23 protein-coding genes are annotated in these 26,698 nt (G+C 61.2%); 11 read left to right on the top strand and 12 right to left on the bottom strand.

What is annotated here, in order from left to right:
- Positions 1–59 precede the first annotated feature (59 nt).
- The 8 genes from GNP00_RS17150 (at position 60) to GNP00_RS17115 (ending at position 10,766) form a co-directional block, all read left to right on the top strand.
- Complete coding sequence (locus GNP00_RS17150) at positions 60–989, top strand: ABC transporter permease subunit (RefSeq protein ID WP_011582635.1); 930 nt, start codon at positions 60–62, stop codon at positions 987–989.
- Positions 989–2,443 (top strand): high-affinity branched-chain amino acid ABC transporter permease LivM, encoded by a 1,455-nt coding sequence (gene livM / locus GNP00_RS17145; protein ID WP_011582636.1) that lies wholly within the window; start codon positions 989–991, stop codon positions 2,441–2,443. Before GNP00_RS17150 ends, livM begins: the two co-directional genes overlap by 1 nt.
- The gene (locus GNP00_RS17140) at positions 2,443–3,507 is read left to right on the top strand and encodes an ABC transporter ATP-binding protein (protein WP_011582637.1); all 1,065 of its coding nucleotides are present in this window, start codon (positions 2,443–2,445) and stop codon (positions 3,505–3,507) included. Before livM ends, GNP00_RS17140 begins: the two co-directional genes overlap by 1 nt.
- On the top strand, positions 3,504–4,238 hold the full coding sequence (locus GNP00_RS17135; protein ID WP_011582638.1) for an ABC transporter ATP-binding protein: 735 nt from the start codon (positions 3,504–3,506) through the stop codon (positions 4,236–4,238). Before GNP00_RS17140 ends, GNP00_RS17135 begins: the two co-directional genes overlap by 4 nt.
- Complete coding sequence (locus GNP00_RS17130; RefSeq protein WP_011582639.1) at positions 4,238–4,591, top strand: DUF6867 family protein; 354 nt, start codon at positions 4,238–4,240, stop codon at positions 4,589–4,591. The genes GNP00_RS17135 and GNP00_RS17130 overlap by 1 nt, the downstream gene beginning before the upstream one ends.
- A 152-nt stretch (positions 4,592–4,743) precedes the next feature.
- Positions 4,744–5,844, top strand: a complete 1,101-nt coding sequence (locus GNP00_RS17125) for a branched-chain amino acid ABC transporter substrate-binding protein (RefSeq protein WP_011582640.1) — start codon at positions 4,744–4,746, stop codon at positions 5,842–5,844.
- Between the two features lie 203 nt (positions 5,845–6,047).
- On the top strand, positions 6,048–9,524 hold the full coding sequence (gene pyc, locus GNP00_RS17120) for a pyruvate carboxylase (RefSeq protein WP_011582641.1): 3,477 nt from the start codon (positions 6,048–6,050) through the stop codon (positions 9,522–9,524).
- A 66-nt stretch (positions 9,525–9,590) separates the two neighbouring features.
- Positions 9,591–10,766, top strand: coding sequence for an MFS transporter (locus GNP00_RS17115; protein WP_011582642.1), 1,176 nt, complete (start codon positions 9,591–9,593; stop codon positions 10,764–10,766).
- Positions 10,767–10,814: 48 nt separating this feature from the next.
- Here the strand turns inward: GNP00_RS17115 and GNP00_RS17110 are convergent, their stop codons facing one another.
- The 3 genes from GNP00_RS17110 to GNP00_RS17100 all read right to left on the bottom strand — a co-directional run bounded on the left by GNP00_RS17110 (position 10,815) and on the right by GNP00_RS17100 (position 15,366).
- Positions 10,815–10,973: a DUF3309 domain-containing protein gene (locus tag GNP00_RS17110; RefSeq protein ID WP_011582643.1), complete on the bottom strand. Its 159-nt coding sequence runs from the start codon at positions 10,971–10,973 to the stop codon at positions 10,815–10,817.
- A gap of 81 nt (positions 10,974–11,054) precedes the next feature.
- Positions 11,055–14,228 carry an efflux RND transporter permease subunit gene (locus GNP00_RS17105; protein WP_011582644.1) on the bottom strand — a complete coding sequence of 1,058 codons (3,174 nt, stop codon included), beginning with the start codon at positions 14,226–14,228 and terminating at the stop codon, positions 11,055–11,057.
- 4 nt (positions 14,229–14,232) lie between these two features.
- A complete protein-coding gene (locus tag GNP00_RS17100; protein WP_011582645.1) occupies positions 14,233–15,366 on the bottom strand; it encodes an efflux RND transporter periplasmic adaptor subunit in 1,134 nt (377 codons plus the stop codon).
- Positions 15,367–15,656: 290 nt separating this feature from the next.
- Here GNP00_RS17100 and GNP00_RS17095 point away from each other — a divergent pair, with 290 nt between their 5' ends.
- Complete coding sequence (locus tag GNP00_RS17095) at positions 15,657–16,265, top strand: TetR family transcriptional regulator (protein ID WP_011582646.1); 609 nt, start codon at positions 15,657–15,659, stop codon at positions 16,263–16,265.
- 14 nt (positions 16,266–16,279) lie between these two features.
- Here GNP00_RS17095 and GNP00_RS17090 read toward each other — a convergent pair whose 3' ends face one another.
- Both GNP00_RS17090 and GNP00_RS17085 read right to left on the bottom strand, forming a co-directional pair.
- On the bottom strand, positions 16,280–17,062 hold the full coding sequence (locus GNP00_RS17090) for a 3-hydroxybutyrate dehydrogenase (protein WP_011582647.1): 783 nt from the start codon (positions 17,060–17,062) through the stop codon (positions 16,280–16,282).
- Positions 17,063–17,122: 60 nt separating this feature from the next.
- The gene (locus tag GNP00_RS17085; RefSeq protein ID WP_011582648.1) at positions 17,123–17,431 is read right to left on the bottom strand and encodes a hypothetical protein; all 309 of its coding nucleotides are present in this window, start codon (positions 17,429–17,431) and stop codon (positions 17,123–17,125) included.
- 314 nt (positions 17,432–17,745) lie between these two features.
- Here GNP00_RS17085 and ispG point away from each other — a divergent pair, with 314 nt between their 5' ends.
- Positions 17,746–19,011, top strand: coding sequence for a flavodoxin-dependent (E)-4-hydroxy-3-methylbut-2-enyl-diphosphate synthase (gene ispG, locus GNP00_RS17080; RefSeq protein WP_011582649.1), 1,266 nt, complete (start codon positions 17,746–17,748; stop codon positions 19,009–19,011).
- Between the two features lie 89 nt (positions 19,012–19,100).
- Here the strand turns inward: ispG and GNP00_RS17075 are convergent, their stop codons facing one another.
- The 5 genes from GNP00_RS17075 to GNP00_RS17050 all read right to left on the bottom strand — a co-directional run bounded on the left by GNP00_RS17075 (position 19,101) and on the right by GNP00_RS17050 (position 23,647).
- Positions 19,101–19,700 (bottom strand): hypothetical protein, encoded by a 600-nt coding sequence (locus GNP00_RS17075; RefSeq protein ID WP_011582650.1) that lies wholly within the window; start codon positions 19,698–19,700, stop codon positions 19,101–19,103.
- Positions 19,701–20,218: 518 nt separating this feature from the next.
- A complete protein-coding gene (gene rpsP, locus GNP00_RS17065; RefSeq protein ID WP_011582651.1) occupies positions 20,219–20,623 on the bottom strand; it encodes a 30S ribosomal protein S16 in 405 nt (134 codons plus the stop codon).
- A 150-nt stretch (positions 20,624–20,773) separates the two neighbouring features.
- Positions 20,774–21,106, bottom strand: coding sequence for a chorismate mutase (locus GNP00_RS17060; RefSeq protein ID WP_041544852.1), 333 nt, complete (start codon positions 21,104–21,106; stop codon positions 20,774–20,776).
- Positions 21,107–21,119: 13 nt separating this feature from the next.
- Positions 21,120–22,688, bottom strand: a complete 1,569-nt coding sequence (gene ffh, locus GNP00_RS17055; RefSeq protein ID WP_011582653.1) for a signal recognition particle protein — start codon at positions 22,686–22,688, stop codon at positions 21,120–21,122.
- A gap of 281 nt (positions 22,689–22,969) precedes the next feature.
- Positions 22,970–23,647 carry a DUF1236 domain-containing protein gene (locus GNP00_RS17050; protein ID WP_011582654.1) on the bottom strand — a complete coding sequence of 226 codons (678 nt, stop codon included), beginning with the start codon at positions 23,645–23,647 and terminating at the stop codon, positions 22,970–22,972.
- Between the two features lie 163 nt (positions 23,648–23,810).
- Here GNP00_RS17050 and GNP00_RS17045 point away from each other — a divergent pair, with 163 nt between their 5' ends.
- Positions 23,811–24,611, top strand: a complete 801-nt coding sequence (locus GNP00_RS17045; protein WP_246259154.1) for a lytic murein transglycosylase — start codon at positions 23,811–23,813, stop codon at positions 24,609–24,611.
- Between the two features lie 51 nt (positions 24,612–24,662).
- Here GNP00_RS17045 and GNP00_RS17040 read toward each other — a convergent pair whose 3' ends face one another.
- Both GNP00_RS17040 and GNP00_RS17035 read right to left on the bottom strand, forming a co-directional pair.
- Entirely contained in the window at positions 24,663–25,889 is a 1,227-nt protein-coding gene (locus tag GNP00_RS17040; RefSeq protein ID WP_041544853.1) for an argininosuccinate synthase, read from the bottom strand.
- Positions 25,890–26,031: 142 nt separating this feature from the next.
- The gene (locus tag GNP00_RS17035; protein ID WP_041544854.1) at positions 26,032–26,532 is read right to left on the bottom strand and encodes an invasion associated locus B family protein; all 501 of its coding nucleotides are present in this window, start codon (positions 26,530–26,532) and stop codon (positions 26,032–26,034) included.
- Positions 26,533–26,698: the final 166 nt, after the last annotated feature.

Here is a 26,698-nt window from a genome sequence, read left to right as displayed (position 1 = left end):
CAGGGGAAAGACAACAACGGAATGCGCCATGGGTGACATTCGATGGGAGTTCTGCCTGCATGGAGTACTTTATTCAGCAGCTGATTAATGGGCTGACGCTCGGGTCCATTTATGGCCTGATCGCTATCGGCTACACGATGGTCTACGGCATCATTGGCATGATCAACTTCGCCCATGGCGATATTTTCATGATCGGCGCCTTTATCTCGCTCGCCGTCTTCCTGATCCTCACAAGCGTGCTCGGCTTCGCCTTTCTGCCGGTGGTGCTTCTTATCGTGATCATCGTGGCGATGCTGTTCACCTCCGCATGGGGCTGGACGGTGGAGCGCGTGGCCTACCGGCCCTTGCGCGGCTCCTTTCGTCTGGCGCCGCTGATAACCGCCATCGGCATGTCGATCGTGCTTCAGAATTTCGTGCAGGTCACCCAGGGTGCGCGCGTGAAGCCGCTGCCGCCGCAAATCCGGGGCGGCGTGACGCTTATCGAGGGCTCGACCGAGGCGGGCACAATCGTCGTGCAGCTTTCCTACATGCAAATCATCATCATCGTGACCACGGTGGTGCTGATGGCGGCCTTTACGCTTCTGATCTCCCGCACATCGCTGGGCCGCGCCCAGCGCGCCTGCGAACAGGACCGCAAAATGGCCGCTCTTCTTGGCGTCGACGTGGACCGGACCATTTCCCTCACCTTCGTCATGGGCGCCGCGCTCGCCGCCGTGGCGGGTTTCATGTTCCTGCTGCTTTATGGCGTGATCGATTTCTATATCGGCTTCGTCGCTGGCGTGAAGGCCTTCACGGCGGCAGTGCTCGGCGGCATCGGTTCCCTTCCAGGAGCGATGCTGGGCGGGCTCCTGATTGGCTTGATCGAGGTGTTCTGGTCTGGCTATTTCTCAGTCGAGTATAAAGATGTGGCGGCCTTCTCGATCCTTGCCATCGTCCTCATCTTCCTGCCATCGGGCCTGCTTGGGCGTCCAGAAGTGGAGAAGGTCTGATGGCTGCTTCCGAAACGCAGGTCCCAACATCCACGCAAAAGCCTGTGGGCGCACAGGCGCAGTCTGAAGCCCGCCGCGCCGCGCCTCACACCACCGAAGCCGCATCGAAAAACCGTCTTGCCGCATCGCTTCGCGATGCCGCCCTTGCGGCCTTTCTCGCCGGTGTGCTTGGCTTCTTTTTCATAGGCCTCAGGACCGATCTTGCCCCGGGCGGGCTGGATATCCGGGCGCGCTGGGGCGCCTGGCTGACGTCCATCGCCATCGTGTTTATCGGCCGTCTGGCGCTGAACGTCTTTGTTTTCAAGGCCGCCCATCCTGTCGGTGAAGGTGTCGGTGCAAAGATTGCAGGCGTGGGGAAAGCCGCGCCAAAGCTTGGAAAGTGGCTCACCCGTGCGCTGTTCATATTCGCGCTGGCGCTGCCCTTCTTCTTCACCACCTTTTTTCCGGGCCGCGATCGCCAGTTTATCGATCTCGCCATTCTCATCATGACCTACATCATGCTGGGATGGGGATTGAACATCGTGGTGGGGCTCGCGGGCCTCCTCGACCTGGGTTACGTCGCTTTTTATGCGGTGGGCGCCTACTCCTTCGCGCTGCTTGCGCAGCACTTCGAGATCGGCTTTTGGGCAGCCCTGCCGCTTGCGGGCCTTCTTGCCGCCTTCTGGGGCATAATCCTGGGCTTTCCTGTCCTGAGGCTGCGTGGCGATTATCTGGCGATCGTCACCCTCGCCTTCGGTGAGATCATCCGCATCGTTCTTCTCAACTGGTATAGCTTCACCGGCGGGCCGAACGGCATTTCGGGCATTCCCAAGCCCACCTTCTTCGGTCTCGAATTGGGCCGGGGCGACGATGGCTTCGCTGCCTTCTTCGGGATCGAATATGATCCGATCCAACGCTTCATCTATCTTTATTACATCATCTTTGCGCTGGCGCTTCTCACCAATCTGGTGACCCTCCGTTTGCGCAAGCTGCCCATCGGGCGGGCCTGGGAGGCTTTGCGCGAAGATGAAATCGCCTGCCGCTCGCTCGGCATCAACACGCGCAACACCAAGCTCACCGCCTTTGCGATCGGCGCGATGTTCGGCGGGTTCGCGGGTTCCTTCTTCGCCACGCGGCAGGGCTTCATTTCGCCGGAGAGCTTCACCTTCATCGAATCGGCGATGATCCTCGCAATCGTGGTGCTCGGAGGGCTTGGTTCGCAACTCGGCATCGTGATTGCCTCCATTGTGATGATCGGCGGCATCGAGATGCTGCGCAATCTGGGCTTTCTCACCCAGATCTTCGGGCCAGGCTTCGATCCCGTTCAGTACCGCATGCTCATTTTCGGTCTGGCGATGGTGCTTATCATGGTCTGGAAGCCGCGCGGCCTCGTAACGACGCGCGAACCGACGGCAGCGCTCAGGGAAAAGAAGCGCATCGGCGCGGATATGGTGGCACAGGGTGAGGGGCACTGATGTCTACGATAGCTGAAATAGACGCATCCGCAGGTGCCGCAACCCGCCGCTGGGAGCATGATCCGATCCTCTCGGTGGAACATCTGACCATGCGGTTCGGCGGCCTGGTCGCAATCAACGATCTTTCCTTCAATGTCGGCCGGGGCGATATCACGGCGCTGATCGGGCCGAACGGCGCGGGCAAGACCACTGTCTTCAACTGCGTGACCGGATTCTATAAGCCGACAGAAGGGCGCATCGTGATGCGCCATGGCCTCGGTCGGCAGGACGAGTTGGTACGTCAGGTCACCGACAGCGGCCTGCGATGGAAGAAGGAGGGTGGTCAGGGCATCTTCCTGCTGGAGCGCATGCCCGACCATGAAATCTCAGCCAAGGCCGGGGTCGCCCGCACCTTTCAGAACATCCGCCTTTTCGGGGGCATGACCGTTCTGGAGAACCTGCTTGTCGCCCAGCATAACCGCCTTGTGGTCGCGTCGGGCTATAGTTTCGGAGGCATTCTGGGCCTGCCCAGCTACCGGCGCGCGGAACGAACCGCGATTGACCGGGCAGTTTATTGGCTGGAGCACACCAACCTCATCGACCGTGCCGACGATCCCGCCGCGGATCTTCCTTATGGCGCGCAGCGGCGGCTGGAGATCGCTCGCGCCATGTGCACGGAGCCGGAGCTTCTATGCCTCGATGAACCCGCTGCCGGCCTTAACCCGCGTGAATCCGCTGAGCTCAACGAGCTTTTGAAATTCATCCGTGACAACGGCACATCGGTGCTCTTGATCGAGCATGACATGGGCGTGGTCATGGAGATTTCGGACCATATCGTCGTACTGGACTACGGGGTGAAGATTGCCGACGGCGACCCAACAGCCGTCAGGACCGACCCCAAAGTCATCGCAGCCTATCTCGGAGTGGAGGAGGAAAAGGAAATCGACGTGCCGGAAGTTCTGGAGGACGTCGTCGAGCAGGTTGGGGAATTGCCCTCCTCGCTCGCGCCTCAGCCCCAGGCAGCGCCGGAAAAGCCCGCCGACAAACGGCAACGGAGCGGCGCGACCAAGGGAGGCAAGTCATGAGCGGGAACGCGCAGACGCTGCTCGAAGTGAGGGGCGTTGAAACCTATTACGGAAAAATTGCTGCCCTCAGGGGCGTCGACCTGAGCGTTGATCGCGGTGAAATCGTCACCATGATCGGCGCAAACGGCGCCGGGAAATCGACGCTGATGATGACCATCTGCGGCAGCCCGCAGGCACGCACCGGCCAGATAATCTACGATGGTGCGGACATCACGCATGTGCCAACCCACGAGATCATGCGCCTGGGCATCGCCCAATCGCCGGAAGGCAGGCGCATCTTCCCGCGCATGACCGTGATGGAAAACCTGCAAATGGGAGCGGCGCTCGTCGACCCCAAATTATTCGAAGACGATCTGAGGCGCGTCTTTACGCTGTTCCCCCGATTAAAGGAGCGGATCTCCCAGCGCGGCGGCACTCTATCGGGAGGTGAGCAGCAGATGCTGGCGATCGCTCGCGCGCTGATGAGCCGCCCCAAACTGCTCCTGCTCGACGAGCCTTCGCTCGGTCTGGCGCCGCTGATCGTCAAGCAGATTTTCGAGGCGATCCGTGAACTCAATGAAAATGAGGGACTTACCGTGTTCCTTGTCGAGCAGAACGCATTCCATGCTCTGAAGCTCGCGCATCGCGGCTATGTCATGGTCAACGGTAACGTGACCATGAGCGGCACCGGCGCCGAGCTTCTCAAACGGGAAGAGGTGCGCGCGGCCTATCTCGAGGGCGGGAGGCATTGATGGAGAAAGCAAACGCACTCTTCTGGGAAGTTTCCTTTGGCGAGTTTTTCCTCGTCACGGTGCTTCTCGCCGGCGGCGCAGCTTACCTGACCGGCCGCGCGATAGCACGTGCCTGGCAGCCGAATTTGCTCCTCGCCGCCTATATCGTGCTTCTGGCCGCCGCCACGCGTTTCATTCATTTCGCGCTCTTCAGCGGCTCTTTGCTGACATTGCACTACTATCTGGTGGATTTGGTGGTTCTGCTCTTTTTCGCTTTTCTGGGCAAACGCATCACGCGGGCGCGCCAGATGACGACACAGTACTGCTTTCACTATTCCCGTAACGGACCGATCGGCTGGCGTGCAAAGAGCTGAGTGGTTCAACGATGACTGGCAACAAGTCTTTATTTCACGATGAAATTGCGCTTTGATGCCGGCAAGCGGGAAGTGCCCGCGCTGCATAACCGGAAAGCAGACACCATTTCCGGAATGTTGAGGGAACATCTGGTGTTTCAAAGGGAGCAATCATGAAAAAGATACTCTTGGCCGGCGCTGCGCTGGGCCTTGTGATGACCGGCTCCGCCTGGGCGGACATCACGATTGCCACTGTAGGGCCGATGACCGGTCAGTACGCCTCCTTCGGCGCACAGATGCGCGCCGGAGCCGAACAGGCCGTCGCTGACATCAATGCCGCGGGCGGCGTCAATGGCGAAATGCTGAGGCTGGAAGTGGGCGACGATGCCTGCGATCCGAAGCAGGCGGTTGCCGTCGCCAACCAGCTCGCCGGATCGGGCGTCGTGTTTGTGGCCGGGCACTTCTGCTCCGGTTCCTCGATCCCGGCTTCTCAGGTCTATGCCGACGAGGAGATCGTCATGATCTCGCCGGCTTCCACCAACCCGACCTTCACGGACGAGCGTCCCGGCCCCGGCATCTATCGCGTCTGCGGCCGTGATGACCAGCAGGGCAACGTAGCCGGCAAGTTCCTGGCCGAGAAATTCGCGGACAAGAAAATCGCCTTCATCCACGATAAGACCGCCTACGGCAAAGGCCTCGCCGACGCCACCATGGCCGTCTACGAGGAAGCCGGCGGCTCGCCGGCTCTCTACGAAGCCTATACCGCCGGTGAGAAGGACTATACCGCCCTTGTTTCCAAGCTTAAGCAGGAAGGCATCGATATCCTTTATGTCGGTGGCTACTACACCGAGGCTGGCCTGATTGCGCGACAGATGCGCGAGCAGGGCATGCAGACCATCCTCGTCTCGGGTGATGCGCTCGTGGCCGACGAGTACTGGGCCATCACCGGCGATGCCGGCGAGGGCACGCTGATGACCTTCTCGCCCGACCCGCGCAAAAATCCGGAAGCCAAGCCCGTTGTCGATGCGATGCTGGCCGCCGGCAAGACGACCGAGGGCTACTCGCTCTACACCTATGCGGCAATCCAGGCTTGGGTTGACGCAGTCAAAAACGCCGGCTCGACCGACTTCGAGCCGGTTACCGAAGCGCTCAACGAAGGCAAGTTCAACACGGTGCTCGGCACGCTCGAGTTCGACGACAAGGGCGACGTCACTCTGCCCGGCTATGTCTTCTACGAGTGGAAGGACGGCACGTACGACTATCTCGAGCAATAAGCATCGAGGTTGGAATTTATCAGACGGCCCGGCTGCCATGCCGGGCCGTTTGCTTTGGCGCGAAGGGATGTTGCATCGCAACATAGTGCAGGGTAAGCAGTGGGGCGGAGGAGGGCTGCGCATCTTTCCGCGACGCAAACCCTTTGCGTAATGGTAGGGCGGAACAGATCGCACCGCTCTCCTGTTCGTAATGGAGCTTGCCCGTGCAGATTAAGAAACTCCTTGTCGCCAATCGTTCCGAGATTGCCATTCGCATCTTCCGCGCCGCGAACGAGCTTGGCATCCGAACGGTCGCCATATGGGCGGAGGAGGACAAATACGCGCTGCACCGTTTCAAGGCGGACGAGTCTTATCAGGTCGGCCGCGGCCCGCATCTGGAGCGCGACCTTGGCCCGATCGAGAGCTATCTCTCGATTGACGAGGTGATCCGCGTCGCCAGGCTTTCGGGTGCCGACGCCATCCATCCAGGCTACGGCCTCCTTTCCGAAAGCCCGGAATTCGCCGAGGCCTGCGCGGCAAACGGCATCGTCTTTATCGGCCCCTCCCCTGAAACCATGCGCCGGCTCGGCAACAAGGTGGCCGCGCGCAACCTGGCAGTTGAAGTGGGCGTGCCCGTCGTCCCGGCAACGGAACCCTTGCCGGACGACATGGACGCGGTCGCGAAAATGGCGGCGGAGATCGGCTTCCCCGTCATGCTGAAAGCCTCCTGGGGCGGCGGCGGGCGCGGCATGCGCGTCATCCGTTCCGAGGCCGACCTTAAACGCGAGGTAATGGAAGCCAAGCGCGAGGCGAAGGCGGCCTTCGGAAAGGACGAGGTCTATCTGGAGAAGCTGGTCGAGCGCGCCCGTCACGTGGAAGTGCAGGTGCTGGGCGATACGCACGGCAATGCCGTCCATCTCTTCGAGCGCGACTGCTCGATCCAGCGCCGCAACCAGAAGGTCGTCGAGCGCGCTCCGGCGCCCTATCTCGACAATGCAAAACGCGGGGAATTGTGCGGTTACGCGCTGAAGATCGCCGAAGCCACCAAGTATATCGGCGCCGGCACGGTCGAGTTCCTGATGGACGCCGATACGAGCGCCTTCTATTTCATCGAGGTCAATCCGCGCATCCAGGTCGAGCATACGGTGACCGAGGAGGTGACCGGCATCGACATCGTCAAGGCCCAGATCCGCATCCTCGAAGGCGAGCGCATCGGCGATCCTCGCTCCGGCGTCCCGGCGCAGGAGAATATCAAGCTTAACGGCCATGCTCTCCAGTGCCGCATCACCACCGAAGACCCGGAGCAGAATTTCATCCCCGACTATGGCCGCATCACCGCCTATCGCGGCGCCACCGGCTTCGGCATCCGGCTCGATGGCGGCACGGCCTATTCCGGCGCGGTCATCACCCGCTTTTACGATCCGCTTCTGGAGAAGGTGACGGCCTGGGCGCCGGCGCCGGAAGAGGCGATCGCCCGCATGGACCGCGCGCTGCGCGAGTTCCGCATACGCGGCGTGGCGACGAACCTCACCTTTCTCGAGGCAATCATCGGCCATCCGCATTTCCGCGACGCTTCCTACACGACACGCTTCATCGACGAGACCCCGGAGCTCTTCGCGCAGGTCAAGCGCCGCGACCGGGCAACGAAGCTTCTCAATTATCTCGCGGACGTGACCGTGAACGGCCATCCCGAAGCACGCGACCGGCCACGGCCCAATCCGGATGCAGCTGCGCCATGCGTGCCCTATATCGACGCGCCGCTGCAGGACGGGACAAAGCAGCTTCTCGACAGGCTCGGGCCGGACGAGTTTTCCAAATGGATGCGCGCGCAGACCCGAGCGCTCGTTACCGACACGACCATGCGCGATGCACACCAGTCGCTGCTGGCAACGCGCATGCGCACATTCGATATCGCTCGCATCGCCAATGTCTATGCGCGCGCCCTGCCGCAGCTTCTCTCGCTCGAATGCTGGGGCGGAGCGACGTTCGACGTCGCCATGCGCTTCCTCACCGAGGACCCGTGGGAGCGTCTGCATCTCATCCGTGAGGGGGCGCCGAACCTGCTCCTGCAGATGCTTCTGCGCGGGGCAAACGGCGTCGGCTACACGAACTATCCCGACAATGTGGTGCGTTATTTCGTGAAGCAGGCGGCGCAGGGCGGGATTGACCTCTTCCGCGTGTTCGACTGCCTCAACTGGGTTGAGAACATGCGCGTCGCCATGGATGCGGTGCGCGAGGAAGGAAAGCTCTGCGAGGCGACGATCTGCTATACGGGTGACATCCTTGATTCCGCCCGTGCCAAATACGACCTCAAATATTATCTCAGCCTTGCCAAGGAGCTCGAAAAGGCCGGAGCCCATATCATCGCCATCAAGGATATGGCCGGGCTCTTGAAGCCGGCGGCGGCGCGTGTGCTCTTCAAAGCGCTGCGCGAGGAGACGAATCTGCCGATCCATTTCCACACGCACGACACATCCGGCATCTCCGCCGCCACGGTGCTGGCGGCGGTGGAAAGCGGCGCGGATGCAGTCGATGCCGCGATGGATGCGCTTTCCGGCAACACTTCCCAGCCGTGCCTCGGCTCGATCGCCGAGGCGCTGAAAGGCACCGAGCGCGACCCCGGCCTCGACACGGAATGGATCCGCCGGATCTCCTTCTATTGGGAAGCGGTGCGCAACCAGTACGCCGCCTTCGAGAGCGATCTCAAGGGACCGGCTTCAGAGGTCTATCTCCACGAGATGCCGGGCGGCCAGTTCACCAATTTGAAGGAGCAGGCCCGGTCGCTGGGGCTTGAGACCCGCTGGCATGAGGTGGCCCGCGCCTATCATGACGTGAACATGATGTTCGGCGATATCGTCAAGGTCACCCCCTCCTCCAAGGTCGTGGGCGACATGGCATTGATGATGGTGAGCCAGGATTTGAAGGTCGCTGACGTGGAGAACCCTCAGAAGGATATAGCCTTCCCGGATTCGGTGGTCTCCATGCTGCGCGGCGATCTCGGCCAGTCGCCGGGCGGTTGGCCGAAGGCACTGCAGAAGAAGGCTCTCAAGGGCGAAAAGCCAATCACCGTGCGCCCCGGCTCCCTGCTCAGGCCCGCCGACCTCGACGCCAGCCGCAAGGAACTGGAGGAAAAGCTTGGCCGCAAGGTCAGCGATTTCGAGTTCGCCTCCTGGCTTATGTATCCCAAGGTCTTTGTCGATTTCGCCACCGCCTCGGAGATCTACGGTCCAGTCAGCGTCCTGCCGACGCCGGTCTATTTCTACGGCATGAGCCAGGAAGACGAGATTTTCGTTGAGATCGAGCGCGGTAAGACGCTGGTTATCCGCTGCCTCGCCGTGGGCGAGCCAAATGAAAAGGGCATGGTGACGGTCTTCTTCGAGCTTAACGGCCAGCCGCGTCGCGCCAAGGTGCCGGACCGCCGCCGTGGAGCTTCCGCGCTTGCCGTACGCCGGAAGGCGGAGACCGGCAACGACAGCCATGTCGGGGCACCGATGCCAGGCGTTGTCTCATCGGTTGCCGTATCGCCCGGCCAGGAGGTCTCGGCAGGCGACGTGCTCCTCTCCATCGAGGCGATGAAGATGGAGACTGCGCTGCATGCGGAGCGCGACGGCAGGATAGCCGAGGTCCTGGTGAAGGCGGGTGACCAGATTGACGCCAAAGACCTGCTCATTGTCTTGCAAAACGGCAGTTCCGGTGATTGACCTTGGAACATAAACCGATTTAACCAGTTCTCCCACACCTTCTGCCGGAATGCGGGACAGCTGATAATGTCGGGACAAAACGCGCTTTACGGCCGCTGGGCAGTTGCGGCCTTTTTCTTTGCCAATGGCTTTATAACGGGAAGCTGGGCGCCGGAAATTCCGGTTCTGGTGGCCCGGTTTTCGCTCACCGAAAGCGCGCTCGGTCTCCTCATCATGGCTTTTGGCCTGGGGGCGGTCGCGGCGATGCCCCTCTGCGGCTATCTCATTGGCCGGTTCGGCTCGCGCCCTGTCTCGCGGGGCACAGGCGTGCTCTGCTGTCTCTCGCTTGCTGGCATCGCGGCGGCCCCTTCCTTGCCCTTCCTGGCGATTGCTCTGATTTTCTTCGGGGCCTTGCTCGGGGGCATGGATGTGGCGATGAACTCCAACGCGGTGGTGGTGGAGCGGCGCCTGCAGCGCGCGATCATGTCGTCATCCCACGGCTTCTGGAGCCTCGGCGGCTTTGCCGGCGCTGGCATAGGCGGGCTGATGATCGAAAGGTGGGGCTATGTGGCCCATATCTCCGCCGTTACGGTATTTGCCCTTTTGCTTGTTCTCCTCGCAATGACCTTCCTTGTCGCCGAGAACAGGCCCGTCATATCGGCGGGAAATGGCAAGCGCGGCCTCCCGCGCGGTACGCTGGTCTATATAACCGGCCTGATTGCCCTTTTCTGCATGATTCCTGAAGGCGCCGTGCTGGACTGGGCCGCCCTCTACCTGCAACAGGAGATGGGCGCCGATTATTTCACTGCGAGCCTTCCCTTCGCCGCCTTTGCGGGCGTCATGGCTGTCATGCGCTTTCTGGGAGACGGCGTGCGCAACCGCCTTGGCGCGGTTACCACCATGCGCATTTCTGCCGGCGTCGCGGCGATAGGCATGCTCTGCGCAGGCTTTGCACCGAACGCTCCCGTTGCCACGCTCGCTTTCGCATTTGCCGGTCTCGGGGTCGCCAATATGGTTCCGATCGTCTTTTCCGCAGCCGGAAACCAGCCCGGGATATCTTCGGCCGCGGGCATGAGCGTGGCCACCACGATGGGCTATTCAGGCATCCTTTTCGCCCCGTCCCTGATAGGCTTTGTCGCCGAGCACACCGGCTTCTCGCCGATCTTCATCGGCTTCGCTTTCGTGCTGGGCCTCGTGTTCATGATGGCCGATCTGGTACGCCCCGCCGATCAAATCGCCCCCCAGCCGGCACCCTCCACCTGATCCGGAAGGTGCAAGCTGGGGCGGCTGGGGCCCGAACCAGAAAAACCCCTAGATCCTGCCCATCAAGGCAAGAATAAGCACCACAATAAGGATGATCCCGAGAATACCGGACGGGCCGTATCCCCACCCCCGAGAATGTGGCCATGCGGGGACGGCGCCGATCAGTATCAGGATCAGAATAATAATGAGAATAGTGCCAAGAGACATCGCAATTATCCTGCCGATGTTGAGTTAACGGCAAGGTAACGCATTGGAAACGCGGCGGTTCCGCCGCGTTGCCTTGTGGGTCTATTCGGCTGCCTTCGGGAAGGCGGTGAAACCGCCGTGGTCAGCATCGGGCTTTTCTTCGTCAGCCGCCTTCTCGCCCTTGCGGCGGCGGAAGAGTCTGGAGATAAGCCCGCCCCTTTTTTGGCCTGCGGGACGTTTCTCCCGCGTGAAGACCATCAGAGCCGATGGCGTGACAATGAGCGTCAGCACTGTCGCGAAGGTGAGGCCGTAAACGATCGCGCTCGACAGCGAAATCCACCATTGCGTGGAAGGTGCACCGATCGTCACCTCGTGATGGAACAGCTCAAGCCCAAGGCCGAATGCGATCGGCAGCACGCCGAGCACGGCCGAGAAGGCGGTAAGCAGAACAGGGCGTGCACGCTCTCGGCAAGTCTCGATAATGGCATCGTACTTGCTCATGCCCTCGTCCCGCAGCCGGTCATAGGTGTCGATCAGCACGATATTGTTGTTCACCACCACCCCGGCGAGCGCAATCACACCGATGCCCGACATCACGATGCCAAAGGGCTGGCCGGTGATCAGCAGGCCGAGGAACACGCCGATGGTTGCCATGACCACCGTCATCAGCACAAGGAATACGCTCGTGAACCTGTTGAACTGCGCCAGCAGAACGACGAAAATCAAGAAGATCGCCGCGCCGAAGGCATTCGTGAGGAACGAGGCCGCGGCGTCGCTTTCCTCGCTCGACCCGGCCAGCTTCCACCGTGTTGCCCCGAGATTCATGTCTTGGAGAGCGGCGGTCACCTGTGCCTGCACCTCCGCCACCTGATACCCCGACGCGACATTCGCCGTAACCGTGATCGTGCGCTGGGCATCGATGCGGTTCAGGATACCCGTGCTGCGCTCCGGCTGGCGAGTGACGAAATTGGAGATCGGCACCGGCCCTTCCGGCGTTTCCACCCGCAGCTGATCGAGCATGGAGAGCGTCCGCCGGTCCTCTGGCAGACGAAGCCGGATATCCACCGCATCATCCGCGCCGGCAGGCCGGTAATCAGACAATTTCAAGCCGTTGGTCACGAGCTGAACAACGGTCCCGACCGCGACGGGACTGACGCCGAACTGCGCGGCTTTCGCCCGATCCACCTCGAGCGCCCAATCAACGCCAGGCGGAGGCAGGCCGTCGGAAATGTCGATGACACCATCAATCTGACCGATCCGCTCGGCGACCATGGCCGCTTGATCGTTGAGGTACTGAGGATCTGCGGCCGATAGCTGGATTTGGATCGGCTGTCCGGTAGGAGGACCGGCATCTGGCACGCGAACTTCTATTTCGGCGCCCGGCATACCCGCCATTTCGGCGCGCAGGTCGTTGAGGATTTCGCTCGCGGGCTTGCGCTCACGCCAGTCGACAAATTCGTACTGAATAATGCCGATCACATCCTCATCGATGTCCTGGCCGCCGCCGCGGGTCTGCCCGACACGGGTGTAGACCGATTCGATGCCCGGCCAGTTCAGGAGCTTCTCCTCGGCGGGCCGCACCAGGCGATCCATCTCGTCGAGCGACATGTTCCCGCGTGCATGCACATACATCAGGCCGTATTCCGGCTCGACGCTCGGGAAGAACTCGACCCCCGCGCCCCATTTGGAATAGGACCATTGCACGCCGACCAGAAGCGCGATGGTGAGCAAGAGCACCGTCTTGGGAAAGCGGACCGCCTGCTTGACCAGCCTGATATACCAGCCGTCACGTTTCCGCTCCTCCTCCACATGCGCCTTGGCGAACATGGCGCCGAGCGTCGGCGCGAAGATCAGCGCATAGGCCATGGAGGCGGCGAGCGTCACGATAAGCGTGATCGGCAGGTATTTCATGAATTCGCCGACAATGCCGGGCCAGAAAAGCAAGGGCGAGAACGCGGCAATGCGCGTCATTGTTGCAGCGATGACCGGACCCGCCATGCGCTTGGCCGCAAGTTCAAAGGCTTCCGCCCGCGGCATACCCTCGTTCATTCGCCTTTCGGCGAATTCCGTCACGATAATCGCATCGTCCACGAGCATGCCGACGGCCAGGATAAGGCTGAACAGCACCACCATATTGACGGTATAGCCGAGCATCGAAAGGGCGAAGATGCCCATGAGAAACGAGGCGGGCACCGCAAGCCCGATCAGGAACGAGGCGCGGCCGGAAAGCGTATAGAGAACGACGATGAAGACGAGGATGATCGCAATCACCACATGATTCTGAAGCTCGTCCAGCATGTCGCGGATCATGGTCGACTTGTCCTGGCTGAATGTGACGGAGACCCCTTCGGGCATCGCCGTCACAAATTCCTCCGAGATTTTCTTTACCGCGTCGACCGTCTCTACCAGATTGGCGCCAACGCGCTTCTTCACCTCGATCGCGATGGCGCTATGGCCATTGAGACGCGTAATCGTCTCCGCGTCGGTGAAGGTGGAGCGCACGGAAGCAAGATCGCGGGCGCGGACAACGGCATCGCGCGTCGCCACGATGGGCAGATTGGCGATGTCCTCCGAGTTTTCGATGAGAGCCGGCACCTTGACGGCATAACGGCCCTCTTGACCCTGCAGCGCACCAGCGGCAACGAGACTGTTCGAAGCGTTAATGCCGCTGATGAGCTGATCGAGCTGGATGTTATAGGAAGAAAGCTTGACGGGATCGATGATGACCTCGAGAAGCTCGTCGCGAGACCCTTGCAGCGCGCCTTCCAGAACCCCCGGCACCTCCTCGATGCGGTCGCGCAGCTCCTTCGCCGCGATGGTAAGCTGCCGTTCGGGCAGGTTGCCGGAAAGCGTGACGACGAGGATCGGGAACTCCGAGACATTGACTTCGTTGACCGTCGGCTCCTCAGCGTCTTCCGGCAGCTCGCCCTTGGCGTCGGAGACCTTGGCGCGCACATCCTCGATAGCGTTGGAGAAATCATATCCGGCCTGAAACTCGACCAGCACGAAACCGCCGCCCTGATACGCGGCCGAGCGCATCTCCTTCACGCCCTCAAGACTCTTGAGCGCGGTCTCGATCGGCCTGAGCAGCAGCCGCTCGGAATCCTCCGGCGAGATGCCCTGGTAGGCGAGGCTCACATAAATGATCGGAATCGGAACGTCCGGCTCCGCTTCCTTCGGAATGTTGATGTAAGCCAGGCTGCCCGCGACGATGAAGAAAAGAAGGATCGACAGCGTCAGGCGGGCATTGCGTATGGCAAGTCGGACAATATCCATGGGATCATTGCTCTTGCTGTGGCCGCGCCGCGCTGGCGAGCTCACGGATGGTAGCGGCGTCTGCCTCTTCCGCCTTCACCTTCTCTCCGTCGGTCACGAGGTCCTGGCCGGCGACAATGATGCGCATTTCCTGCGGTATGCCGGCCAGATAGAGCGCTTCGGGCGTATCATCCACGATATCGATCGGGTAGAAATGCACCTGGGCGGCCTCATCCACGGCGCGGACGCCAAGTTCTCCGTTGTTGCTGAGCGTGATGACGGACCGCGGCAGCGCTACGGTTTCCACCATCTCCGTCTTGATGCTGATTTCCGCCGTCATTCCTGCGGGGATGCCGTTGTCCGGATTGGGAGCAACGACTTCGATCCGATAGGTACGCGTCTGCGGGGAAGCGGCGCGGCTCACATGGCGAATCGTGCCGGAAAGCGTCTCGCCATTGACCAGGCGCACCTCGGCCTTGTCACCCGGCCTGATCGTGCCGAGATCGCGCTCGCTCACCTCGCCCGCGGCCACGATGGGATCGAGCTTCAGGAGAGTGGCCACTTCCGCGCCCTGCATGGCGGCGGTGCCCTTTTCGACTTGAATTTTGTCCACCACCGCATCGAATGGCGCGCGCACCGAGACGCGGTCGAGTTCGGCCTTCGCCTGCTCCAGGGCCGAGCGGGCGGCGGCCAGATTGGCGCGCGCGACATCGAGCTGCAGGCTGGCGAGATTGCCACTCTTGGAAAGCCGTTCCGCCGCGGCAAATTCAGCCTCTCTGTGGGCAAGCGTCTGCTGCGCCGATGTCACAGCCGCCTCCTTGCCTTCGTTTTCGAGGCGCAGGATCAGGTCCCCCTCCTTCACACGGGAGCCTTCCTCGACAGGCAATTCTTCCACGATTCCGGCGACGCGCGCCGCTAGATTTACGTTCTTGTCCGCCTCTGTCCGTCCCGAGACATGGATGGTGCGCGCGTGCTCAACCCGCGGCGGCACTGCGACCTGCACCGTCTTCAAAACGACAGGGCGATCCGGCTCGGCGCCTGCGGGCTTCGCCTCCTCTCTGGCGCTGCCCACTGAGGAAAATTGGCCGGTGGCAATCCAGCCTGCCGTTGCGACGAGCACCACTATTGCTGCGATCTTGTGGAATTTCAGCTTAGCCATGGATATTTTCCAGTGAACAGTTGCGCCACTTAGACGGCTAGGACCGCGCCGATATGGGCAGGGCAGCGGGCTATTTCAATCAGGCCTAGAAAGCGCATTGCATTTTTCATCTTTATCGCGACGTCGCGCTGCAAAATAGTCACACCCGTCCTCACTCCTGACAACACCCTGTCATGATGCTCTAAATGGGCTGGGTGCAGACGAACGCGCCCCTCGCATCCAAGCGCAGCCGGGCGAGCGACACATTGACAAATTCTGTATTTTTGTCAATGACTGATTTGGGAGTAAAAGTGAGCGCACTGAAGGATAACGAAAAACAGATGGAAGACGCCAAGCGGGCGCGCGTGCTCGAAGGCGCCATGCAAGTGTTCCTTGCCTATGGCTTCTCGCGGACAACCATGGACGACATCGCGCGCGCGGCGGAAATCTCGCGGCCTGCGCTTTATCTCCTCTTCCGCAACAAGGCGGATATTTTCAGGGCCGTCGAACAGGATCTGCTTAGGAAATCGCAGACAAACGCCTGTGCCGCGCTTCGGGAAGAAGGCGCATTCCCGGACCGTTTGTTGGCGGCGCTCGACCAGGCGCTTTTCCAGCTCCTGCAAAAAGTCTACGAATCGCCGCACGGCGACGAGCTGGTGGACTTCAACAACCAGATCGCCGCTGACCTCGTGGCGGACTGGCGCCGCCATATGGTCGAGAGGTTTGCGGCATTTATTGGCGAGGAGGCGGAGCGCCGCGGCATAAAGCTGGAAGACAGGGGACTATCGGCCCAAAGCCTCGCGGAGATGCTGTTCGACATGCTGGCCGGCCTCAAGGCTCGCGGCAAGCGCGGATCGCAAGCCGAACCCCATTGCCGACAGTTCATCAAGCTGATCGAACTCGCCCTCAAGCAAAAATAACGCTCTTCCCGCCCTTATTGCGCCGTCCAGCCACCATCAATCGAGAGCGTCGTGCCCGTGATCTGCGCCGCCGCATCTGAGCACAGGAATATCGCCGCCGCCGCCACTTGTTCCACCGCCACGAATTGCCGTGTCGGCTGCTTGGCGAGCATCATCTTGCTGACCACCGTCTCCCGATCCATGCCATGTGTCGCCATCTGGTCGGGAATTTGCGCCTCCACCAGCGGCGTCAGCACATAGCCGGGGCAGATTGCGTTGCAGGTGATGCGCGCTTCCGCGAGCTCCAGCGCCACGGTCTTCGTCAGCCCGATAATACCGTGCTTCGCCGCCACATAGGCGGATTTGAAGGGCGAAGCCCTAAGGCCATGTGCCGAGGCTATATTGATAATGCGCCCGCCTCCTTTGCTTTTCATATGCGGAATGGCGGCCGCGATCGTGTGGAACGCCGAGGAAAGATTGACGGCGATGATCTCATTCCACCTTTCTGGCGGAAATTCTTCCACCGGCGCTACATATTGGATGCCCGCATTGTTGACCAGGATATCAACTGAGCCGAAGCGCCGCGCGGCCTCTTCCACCAGCCCCCTGCACTCCTCCTCGCGCGCCATGTCGGCCTTGAAGTAAACCGTCTCGGTTCCGAACGCTTCGGCCAGCGAAGCGGCCAGGCCCTCGTCTTCCTCCCGCTCCGTGAAGGAATTGAGCACGACGCGACAGCCCTCCGCCGCCAGCGCGCGGGCGATCGCCAGACCAATGCCTGAAGTGGATCCGGTGATAATGGCAGTTTTTCGATTCGGCATCGCATTGCCTCCTCAAAGGAGGGTATTGCAATGCAGCAATGCTTGCCAAGTCCAGTCGTTTTAACGCCGCATGAAAAGGCTCGCGGCCAGCCCAAGCACGATGACGCTTGCGGCGGCCACTGCCGCCGTCGTTCCCGGGTGCTCGCGCGCACGATCCTGGATCTGGTAGGCGCCGCGGCGGATATCGGGCATCGCGGCACTCAAATAATCCCGCACCGTCTCGACGATTTCCTCGCTCATATGACGGCTGTCGCGAAAAGACCCACGGCCGCGCCGCATCATCTGCTTCTTCATCGCCGCGATTTCGTGGCTGAGGCTTGCGATCTGATCGCGCAGGTCTTCACCCAGATCCTCGTGCCTGTGACGCATAACGGCCTCCTGAAAATTCGGTTTGAAAATTCCTGCACATAACGGACACGCAACCCCAGGGTTCCACGAAAGCGGGAAAGATGCACGGCGCCGTGGTTTGCAACGCTGGCCTTTTGAGCCAGCGCGCAAGGTGGGCCGAGCGTCGCAGCCATTGACATCGGCGCGTTGCTCCTCCACCTCCTAGCGCATCGGTCCGAAAACCGGAGTCGGTTTTCGGAAAGCGAAATGGTAACTTCTCGATCATCTGCAGCGTCCTTTTTGTCCCGGAGGAACGCGAGGCGCTGCAGGCGTTACGGCTGACACGGAACAGGCTTATGACCAGCCAAACGGCAACCGGCTATTTCTCGTCACCCTTCCCCCGCAGGCGGTCCGTCGGCGTCGACGTTGGCGGTGTTATGGTGGGCGGCGATGCGCCCGTTGTCGTGCAGTCCATGACCAACACAGACACCGCGGATGTGGACGCCACGGTCGCCCAGGTGGCCGCGCTTCATCGAGCAGGCTCCGAGATCGTGCGCATTACCGTAGACCGCGACGAATCCGCGGCCGCAGTGCCTAGAATTCGCGAGCGGCTGGAGCGGCTCGGCGTCTTCGTGCCGATTGTCGGAGACTTCCACTATATCGGCCACAAGCTGCTCGCCGACCATCCGGCCTGCGCCGAGGCGCTTGAAAAATACCGCATCAATCCCGGCAATGTCGGCTTCAAGGAAAAGAAGGACCGGCAATTCGCCGAGATCGTCGAGATGGCGATCCGCTATGACAAGCCGGTGCGCATCGGCGTCAACTGGGGCTCGCTGGACCAGGAATTGCTCACGCGCCTGATGGACGAGAACCAGGCGCAAGGCTCGCCGCTAACCGCCGCGCAGGTCACGCGCGAGGCGATCGTCCAATCGGCGCTGCTTTCAGCCGAGCTTGCGGAAGAAATCGGTTTGCCGCGCAACCGCATCATTCTTTCCGCGAAAGTGAGCCAGGTACAGGATCTCGTTGCAGTTTATACGATGCTCGCGGAACGCTCCGACCACGCGCTCCATCTCGGCCTTACCGAGGCCGGCATGGGCACGAAGGGAATCGTCGCCTCCTCGGCAGCCATGGGCATCCTCCTGCAACAGGGCATTGGCGACACCATCCGCATCTCGCTGACGCCGGAGCCCGGCGGCGACCGCACGCGCGAAGTGCAGGTAGCCCAGGAACTGCTCCAGACTATGGGCTTCCGGCAGTTCCTGCCGGTCGTTGCAGCCTGCCCCGGCTGCGGGCGAACCACCTCCACGGTTTTCCAGGAACTGGCTCAGAAGATCCAATCCGATATCGCCCGTAACATGCCGGTCTGGCGCGAGAAATATCCGGGCGTCGAAGCGTTGAAGGTTGCCGTCATGGGCTGCATCGTCAACGGGCCCGGCGAATCCAAGCATGCCGATATCGGCATCTCGCTGCCGGGCACGGGCGAGACACCCGCCGCCCCCGTCTTCGTCGACGGCAGGAAGGCCGCCACCCTGCGCGGCCCCGACATCGCCGCCGATTTCGAGAAGATGGTTGCCGATTACATCGAGCGCCGCTTTGGAGAAGGCCGCGCCGCCGCGGAATGATCGCTCTGCTTGATAGCCGGCCCGATCAGCTCGATGCGATTGGTCCAGAGATAGCCATCAAAACGGCTTTGTCGCAAACTCTCGGATGGCTATTTGGGCCAGGTCACGTAGAAGCTCCCGACAAGCTCGTGATAGCCGAATATCTGGGTCAAACCTTTGCCTTCTTGAAAAAGATAGAAGTCTTTATTGATGTGCGAAAAACCTACAGAGCCGGTGTACTGACCGTTGCTGTAGGCGGCGTAAGTAACGGAGCCCTCGCCAAGGCCCGCAACTTCCGACGGCCGGGAAATCGTGAGATTTCCGTTTTTCACCGCCGCCAGAAAGGTGGGGTCATCGCTGTGATTCTCTTGAAGAAGGTTGAAGACCATTTTCTCAAAAGTGGCTTGGTCCACGCCCTTCTCATCCAGTCTGACGAAGCTGTCGCCATATCCGCGCAGCTTGTCCGCATGTGTTGCTGGAAGTTCCGACAGTGATAGAGCGCCGTTTGGGGCGCCAGTAGAGGAGCTGACCAGCTCTTTTATGCGTAGAATTGCGTCGGCGGTCGTCGGTGAAAGGGAGTTTCTGCCAAGCGGACTAGGCCCGGCAGCAGGCCGCTTCGCAGCGGCATCCGGTCGAATGTCGATGTTCTGCATCGACTTTAGAATGTTGAGGCTGGTAACGGCGGAGGTGTTGAAATTGACAGGCAGCATGATTCGCTCCACGGACCCGCTCATCAGCGAACGATCATTGTTCGTCAGAATAGAGCTCCTAAAGCATCATGCTTTGCTGGCACTATTTACATCATCGGTTAACGGCCAATTAAAACTCCCGTGTGAGTTGCAATCTTCCAAGCAGGCGGCGCACAATTGCTCTGAAACCTGGTGAATGCCCCAAGTCCAGGCCCACGCGATAAGCCGCCGGCAGGCAGGCTAGAAGACCGCTAGGCGCAGGACCTATTAATTTGGTTTGAGAAGTGAGGGTTGTGGGATGCACGTCAAGTTCCGCCACATCGCCCCGCCTCGAAGGCAGCTTGCATCGAAGGAACCGTGTTCTCGATGAACTCATGCGTGGGCGGGTAGATGCGCTCAGCCAGAACCTTCCGCATTGCGAATCTCCCCGCCAGGATATGCGGAGAGCTTGCCGCCATTCTTGGTTAGAATAGGGCGCCAAGATGCGAAAATGCCGGCAACGAGGCCGGCATTTTGCACACGCTGAAAGGATTAGAGGCTCAGCTCGCCGCTTCCTCCGCAGGAGCTTCCGCGGGAGCAGCAGCCGCAGCTTCAGCAGCTGCCTTGGCCTCTTCCTCGGCCTGACGGGCAGCGGCAAGGCGTTCCTGTGCCTTCTTGCCCGGCTCTGCCTTCTTCGGGTTGCTTCGCGCCGGGCGCTTGGCAAGACCCGCCTGATCGAGGAAGCGCAGCACACGGTCGGTGGGCAATGCGCCATTTGCGAGCCAGTGCTTAATGCGCTCTTCATTGAGCTTCACGCGCTCGCTGTCCTTGGGCAGCATCGGGTTCCAGGAACCGATCTGCTCGATGAAACGGCCGTCGCGCGGCGCGCGCACGTCGGCCACCACGATGTGGTAGTAAGGGCGCTTCTTGGAGCCCGCTCGGGCCAGGCGAATTTTCAGTGCCATCTGTCTTCCTTTCAATAATGGCTTTTCAAGCCGGCAACATGTGCCGGAAACGCGTGCGCGGCTCTCCGCGCAAAGTCGTGGGAGGCCTAGGAATGGCTCCCCGCCTGCTTGCTGCCGTCTGCGACGGCAGGTTTAGCGGACCGAGACGGCTCATGCTTTCGCTCCCCGCCCTGCGGGGGCGGCATGCGCCTCAGCAATCGCTTCGTGATGTCGGATCACCTCGCGAGCGATAAAGGTGAGCAGTTTCTCCGCAAAATCCGGATCCAGATTCGCTTCGTCGGCCAACCGGCGCAACCTGGCGATCTGCTGCTGTTCGCGCGCGGGGTCCGCCGGCGGCATGTTGTTTTCGGCCTTGAGCTTGCCCACAGCCTTGGTGCAGCGGAAACGCTCGGCCAGAACGTGGATCAGCGCGGCGTCGAGATTGTCGATCGAGGCGCGCAGTTCCAACAGGCGTTCCCTGGCGGGATCCACATCCATGCTCATTGGCTTCTCCCCCTCATTTCTTCTTCGGCAGGCCGGGCAGGCCAGCACCGGGAAGCCCAGGCAAACCCGGAAGGCCTCCGCCCCCCGGCAGGCCGGAGAGCCCCTTGGGAAGGCCAGGCGGCAGGCCACCGGCGCCGCCTAGCTGTCTCTGCAATGCTTCAAGCTGCTTCGGGTCCATCTTGGAAAGGTCCGGCATGCCTCCCATGCCCCCCGGCATACCGCCGAGACCCATTTTCTGCGCCATCCCTCCCATGAGGCCGCGCATCATGCCGCCTTTCTTGCCCTTGCCGCCCATCGCCTTCATCATGTCGGCCATCTGGCGGTGCATCTTGAGCAGCTTATTGATCTGCGCGGCATCGGTACCGGAGCCTGCGGCGATGCGCTGTTTGCGGCTGTGCTTCAGGAGATCCGGATTGGCGCGCTCCTTGGGCGTCATCGACTGGATGATGGCGATCTGGCGGCCAAACATCTTGTCGTCAAGGCCGGCGGCAGCAAGCTGATCCTTCATCTTTCCCATGCCAGGCATCATGCCCATGATGCCGCCCATGCCGCCCATCTTCTGCATCTGGCGAAGCTGATCGGCGAGGTCGTTCAAGTCGAACTTGCCCTCCTGCATCTTCTTCGCCATCGCCGCGGCCTTCTTCGCGTCAATGGTTTCGGCAGCTTTCTCCACGAGCGAAACGATATCGCCCATGCCGAGAATGCGGTCGGCGATGCGCCGGGGATGGAATTCCTCCAGCGCGTCCATTTTCTCGCCGGTGCCGATCAGCTTGATCGGCTTGCCGGTGACCGCACGCATGGAAAGCGCCGCGCCGCCGCGCCCGTCGCCGTCCATCCGGGTAAGCACAAGGCCGGTAATGCCGACGCGCTCGTCAAAATTCTTCGCGAGGTTCACCGCATCCTGACCGGTCAGCGAGTCGGCCACGAGCAGGATCTCATGCGGGTTGGACGCCCGCCTGATATCGCTCATCTCGGCCATCAGTGGCTCGTCGATATGCGTACGGCCGGCCGTATCGAGGATCACCACGTCATGGCCGCCGAGCTTGGCCGCCTGCACGGCGCGCCGCGCGATATCGACAGGAGTCTGCCCCGCCACTATGGGCAGCGTGGCAATGCCCGTCTGCTCTCCGAGCTGGCGAAGCTGCTCCTGCGCGGCGGGCCTACGCGTGTCGAGCGATGCCATCAGCACCTTCTTGCCCTGGCGCTCCGACATTCGCTTGGCGATCTTGCCCGACGTCGTGGTTTTGCCGGAACCCTGCAAGCCCACCATCATCACGACGACCGGCGCCGGGGCATTGAGGTCAACGCTCTCGCCCTCGCTGCCCAGCATCTCGACCAGTTCGTCATGAACGATCTTGACGACCATCTGGCCCGGCTTCACGGATTTGAGCACCTGGGCGCCAACGGCCTTTTCGCGCACCCGGTCCGTGAAGGAACGTACGACATCGAGCGCCACGTCGGCCTCGATCAACGCCCGGCGCACCTCGCGCAGGGCGGCGGAAACATCCGCCTCCGAAAGCGCTCCGCGCCCGGTGAGATTGTTCAGGATTGCGCCAAGGCGTTCCTGGAGAGTCTCGAACATCCGCGTTCCTCTTGTCCCGTGTTGTCAGACACGAGAGGTAATGCATCCGCGGCGAGGGTTAAACCTCGCAAAACCGAAAAGCACCCGGGGGCGCATTGCGCTGCCGGGTGTTGACCTCCGGGATCTATGCCCCGGTCGGCGGCTCGGAGTTTTCACTCGTCGCGGAAAGTCGCGTCTCTAGACCTGAAAAGCACGCAAAAGTCAAGTTGCCGGCACGATGGCCGGCCATTTCGGCCACGAGGAGGCGGCGCCGCCCTTCAAGGGCGGCGCCCGGAAGGCGGTTAGCGCATCACATAGACGATCCGGCGGCTCTGCGGCTCGACCAGGACCGGCTGATTGTTCACATACACATACCGATACTCGTAATCCGGTATTTCCTGCACCGCTACCGTTTCCGGGAGCTGGGCGCCGACCACGACTTCGCCTTCCAGATAAACGGGCTGGGCCTCGTTCTGGCGGACATAGCTCACCACCCGCTCCGGCGGCGTGACTGTGTCGATTGCGCCACCTGCCACGGCACCGGCCGCGCCGCCGACGGCAGCGCCTACGGGACCGCCGATAATGGCACCCGCAACGGCACCTGTCGTGGCGCCGGTCAGGGCCCCGGCACCATCCGTGCTGGCCGTCGTCTCATAAGTGACCGTCGGCACCGCATCGGCCGGCCGTTCAGTAAGCACCACGGTCTGGCCGCCGCCCATGGTTGCGGTCAGATAATCCGAATAGGCCCAGCCCTGCACGCCGTTATGGCTGACCTGGCACCATTTGCTGCCCTGAATGCAGCCGTTCACCGTCGTCTGCTGCGATGCGCCGATAACACCCACGACCGCATAGTTCGGCCCAGGTCCTGCGCGCACATTCAGGTCGGTCGTCGCCGTCGCCATCGTCTGCGCCGCGGCGATGCCGGAAAGCGCAAATAGAGCCACAGCGGCGGTTGCGCTTTTCATGGCAAGTAATTTCATTTTCATTCTCCTCAGTAACTGTCCCTTGCGCAAACGAACGAGGAGATCCCTATTTCGTTCCAACACTGTGTGATAGTTGCGCTTGATCGTAACCAAGTGCTGATACATTTCAGCAATACTGGACCAGGATTCGAGTAGGAGATTCCGTATGAGTCGGGGTAGAATGAAGAAAGGTTTCGCTGCGGGTCTGTTTGCATTCCTCTTCCTGGGCAGTCCGGCTCTTGCCGCCAGCTGCGGAAACGGGGGCGGAGGTTTTGAGGCGTGGAAGGCTGCCTTCATCCAGGAAGCGGCGGCGCGCGGGGCAAGCAGGACAGCGCTCGATGCGCTGGCACGCACCAGCTATGCGACCAAAACGATAGCCGCGGACAGAGGGCAGAAGGGCTTCAAGCTTTCTCTTGAAAGCTTCATGCAGAAGCGCGGCGCAAACGTGATCATTTCGCGCGGCAAGACCATGAAGAAAAGACATGCCGCTCTTTTCGATCGGATCGAGCGGCAATTCGGCGTGCCCGCCGGACCGTTGATCGCGATCTGGGGCATGGAGACCGGCTTTGGCGGCTTTATGGGAAACCAGCACACGCTTTCAGCCGTTGCCACGCTCGCCTATGACTGCCGTCGCTCGGAATTCTTCACCGACCACCTCTACGCAGCGCTGACGCTGATCGACAGGGGCATGCTGAGCCCTGCTGCGGTCGGAGCTGCGCACGGCGAAATCGGCCAGACGCAGTTTCTGCCCGGCAATGCCCTGCGTTTTGCGGTGGATGGCGATGGTAACGGACGCATCGACATGATCGGCTCGACCGCAGACGCGTTGGCTTCCACAGCCAACTTCCTGCGGGCTCACGGCTGGCAGCCCGGAGCTGGTTATCAGCAGGGACAACCCAATTTCGTAGCGATCCAGGGCTGGAACGCGGCAAGCGTCTACCAGCAAGCCATTGCGATCATAGCCAAGGAAATCGACGGATAATCGATGCTGGCGATTGGCGGGCGTTGTGGTGAACAGCGCCCGCCCGCTCGGTCAGCCTTGAAGCCGCTTGCGCGCCGCGAGCGTCCTCAATCTTAGCGCATTGAGGCGGATGAACCCTGCCGCATCCTTTTGATCATAGGCGCCGCGATCATCCTCGAAAGTGACGAGCGCATCCGAATAAAGAGACTTGTCCGAACGACGGCCCGTGACGATGACGTTGCCCTTATAGAGCTTCAGCCGCACTTCGCCCTCGACATCCTCCTGGCTCTTGTCGATGAGCGCCTGGAGCATCTCACGCTCGGGCGAGTACCAGAACCCGTTATAAATGAGCTCGGCATAGCGTGGCATGAGCTCATCCTTAAGGTGCGCGGCGCCCCGGTCGAGCGTGATCGATTCGATTGCGCGATGGGCGGCAAGAAGGATCGTGCCTCCTGGCGTTTCATAGACGCCGCGGGATTTCATGCCGACAAAGCGGTTTTCAACCAGGTCGATGCGGCCGATGCCATTGTCGCGGCCAAGATCGTTCAGCTTGGCCAACAACGTGGCGGGGGACACCGCCTCGCCGTTGAGCGACACGGCGTCGCCGCGCTTGAAGCCGATCGTGATCTCCGTTGCCCGGTCCGGCGCATCGAAGGGCGAAACCGTGCGCTGGTGGACATATTCCGGGGGCTCGCTCCATGGATCTTCCAGCACTTTCCCCTCGGAGGAAGAGTGCAGAAGATTGGCGTCGACGGAGAAGGGCGCCTCACCCTGCTTGTCGCTGGGCACTGGAATCTGATGGTCGCGCGCGAAGTTCAGAAGGTCCGTGCGGGACTTGAACGTCCAGTCACGCCACGGAGCGATCACCTTGATGTCGGGGTTCAGCGCATAGGCGGTGAGTTCGAAGCGGACCTGGTCGTTGCCCTTGCCCGTCGCGCCGTGAGCGATGGCGTCTGCCCCCGTTTCGGCGGCGATTTCGACAAGGCGCTTGGCGATCAGCGGCCGTGCAATGGAAGTGCCGAGCAGATAAGTGCCTTCGTAAAGCGCATTTGCGCGGAACATCGGGAAGACGAAATCGCGGACGAATTCCTCGCGCAGATCCTCGATGTGGATCTCCTTGATACCCAGCATCTCGGCCTTACGGCGAGCGGGCTCAAGCTCCTCGCCCTGGCCAAGGTCGGCGGTGAAGGTCACCACCTCGGCGCCGAGTTCCGTCTGCAGCCATTTCAGGATGATCGAGGTGTCGAGGCCGCCGGAATAGGCCAGCACGACCTTCTTAACATCTTTATGTGTCGCCATCGTCTTTTCCGAGTGAGTTCGTGTCGCGGGCATCCGCGATGAAGCGCGATCCCGGTGCCGGGCGAACTATTAGCAGGAAAAGACGCGCGGGCAAGGGCGCGCGGCCGGCAGCGCCGAAATCACGTGGCCGCGCGGAATGCCGTTATTTGCAGGACTGGATCGACTGTAGCGCCGCAGACAACCCGAGAAGCGAAAAGGTGTAATTCGTGTTGTTGCCGCGGCGCGATGTCGCCGTGATACGCATATCCGCGCCCGCACGCATAGCGGCAATGAGCTGCGGCTCTTCCGCGGCGTTCTCCATCCATGCCGACTTGCCCTGGGTGAACATGGAGAAGGAATTGTTTCCGACGGTAACCGTGACCTTCGAACCCTCGCGAAGGTCGTAACCGGCGATGAACTGGGGCTCAAAGGCGACGTTCTGTCCAGGCTTCTGGCTCACGAAGAAGAAGATGTCGCCATGGTCCAAGCTGGCGGGCTCCTTCTGCTTCGGAACGCTCATTACGTAACAGACTTTGCCGTTGTTCGATTGATAGCTATAGGTGCCCCAGTCGCGATGCTGGCCGACCGCAGTCGCCTGCGCGAAGGCCGGCCCCGCGGCCGCAAGCGTGCAAAGCATAAAGAGGGACGAGAAGAGTCTACGCATTGGTCCTACCGTTCTTCTGCTTGCCAAATCACCCCTGAGCCATCAGGCACCGGACCTGATTGCTTCTTTTTTATTTAATTTGGGTTACCGAAAGATAATTCCGCCCAAAGTTTCCTCACCGCTTTTGCCTTCAGCCACACGCAACGCGCAAAAAACAAGGCACAAC

This window comes from Chelativorans multitrophicus (genome assembly GCF_011317445.1).
Classification (GTDB): Bacteria; Pseudomonadota; Alphaproteobacteria; order Rhizobiales; family Rhizobiaceae; genus Chelativorans; species Chelativorans multitrophicus.
The sequence above is the reverse complement of the archived record's forward strand: the minus strand, read 5'-3'. Positions and strand labels throughout refer to the sequence as shown.

Bases quoted from the DNA above. Each gene is read 5' to 3' on its own strand.
- GNP00_RS17050 (WP_011582654.1), bottom strand. From the start codon at position 23,647: ATGAAATTACTTGCCATGAAAAGCGCAACCGCCGCTGTGGCTCTATTT.
- GNP00_RS17115 (WP_011582642.1), top strand. From the start codon at position 9,591: ATGTCGGGACAAAACGCGCTTTACGGCCGCTGGGCAGTTGCGGCCTTT.
- GNP00_RS17045 (WP_246259154.1), top strand. From the start codon at position 23,811: ATGAAGAAAGGTTTCGCTGCGGGTCTGTTTGCATTCCTCTTCCTGGGC.
- GNP00_RS17130 (WP_011582639.1), top strand. From the start codon at position 4,238: ATGGAGAAAGCAAACGCACTCTTCTGGGAAGTTTCCTTTGGCGAGTTT.
- ffh (WP_011582653.1), bottom strand. From the start codon at position 22,688: ATGTTCGAGACTCTCCAGGAACGCCTTGGCGCAATCCTGAACAATCTC.
- GNP00_RS17075 (WP_011582650.1), bottom strand. From the start codon at position 19,700: ATGCTGCCTGTCAATTTCAACACCTCCGCCGTTACCAGCCTCAACATT.
- ispG (WP_011582649.1), top strand. From the start codon at position 17,746: ATGACCAGCCAAACGGCAACCGGCTATTTCTCGTCACCCTTCCCCCGC.
- GNP00_RS17090 (WP_011582647.1), bottom strand. From the start codon at position 17,062: ATGCCGAATCGAAAAACTGCCATTATCACCGGATCCACTTCAGGCATT.
- livM (WP_011582636.1), top strand. From the start codon at position 989: ATGGCTGCTTCCGAAACGCAGGTCCCAACATCCACGCAAAAGCCTGTG.
- GNP00_RS17105 (WP_011582644.1), bottom strand. From the start codon at position 14,228: ATGGATATTGTCCGACTTGCCATACGCAATGCCCGCCTGACGCTGTCG.
- rpsP (WP_011582651.1), bottom strand. From the start codon at position 20,623: ATGGCACTGAAAATTCGCCTGGCCCGAGCGGGCTCCAAGAAGCGCCCT.
- GNP00_RS17135 (WP_011582638.1), top strand. From the start codon at position 3,504: ATGAGCGGGAACGCGCAGACGCTGCTCGAAGTGAGGGGCGTTGAAACC.
- GNP00_RS17140 (WP_011582637.1), top strand. From the start codon at position 2,443: ATGTCTACGATAGCTGAAATAGACGCATCCGCAGGTGCCGCAACCCGC.
- GNP00_RS17060 (WP_041544852.1), bottom strand. From the start codon at position 21,106: ATGAGCATGGATGTGGATCCCGCCAGGGAACGCCTGTTGGAACTGCGC.
- GNP00_RS17110 (WP_011582643.1), bottom strand. From the start codon at position 10,973: ATGTCTCTTGGCACTATTCTCATTATTATTCTGATCCTGATACTGATC.
- GNP00_RS17085 (WP_011582648.1), bottom strand. From the start codon at position 17,431: ATGCGTCACAGGCACGAGGATCTGGGTGAAGACCTGCGCGATCAGATC.
- GNP00_RS17035 (WP_041544854.1), bottom strand. From the start codon at position 26,532: ATGCGTAGACTCTTCTCGTCCCTCTTTATGCTTTGCACGCTTGCGGCC.
- GNP00_RS17150 (WP_011582635.1), top strand. From the start codon at position 60: ATGGAGTACTTTATTCAGCAGCTGATTAATGGGCTGACGCTCGGGTCC.
- GNP00_RS17125 (WP_011582640.1), top strand. From the start codon at position 4,744: ATGAAAAAGATACTCTTGGCCGGCGCTGCGCTGGGCCTTGTGATGACC.
- GNP00_RS17100 (WP_011582645.1), bottom strand. From the start codon at position 15,366: ATGGCTAAGCTGAAATTCCACAAGATCGCAGCAATAGTGGTGCTCGTC.
- GNP00_RS17040 (WP_041544853.1), bottom strand. From the start codon at position 25,889: ATGGCGACACATAAAGATGTTAAGAAGGTCGTGCTGGCCTATTCCGGC.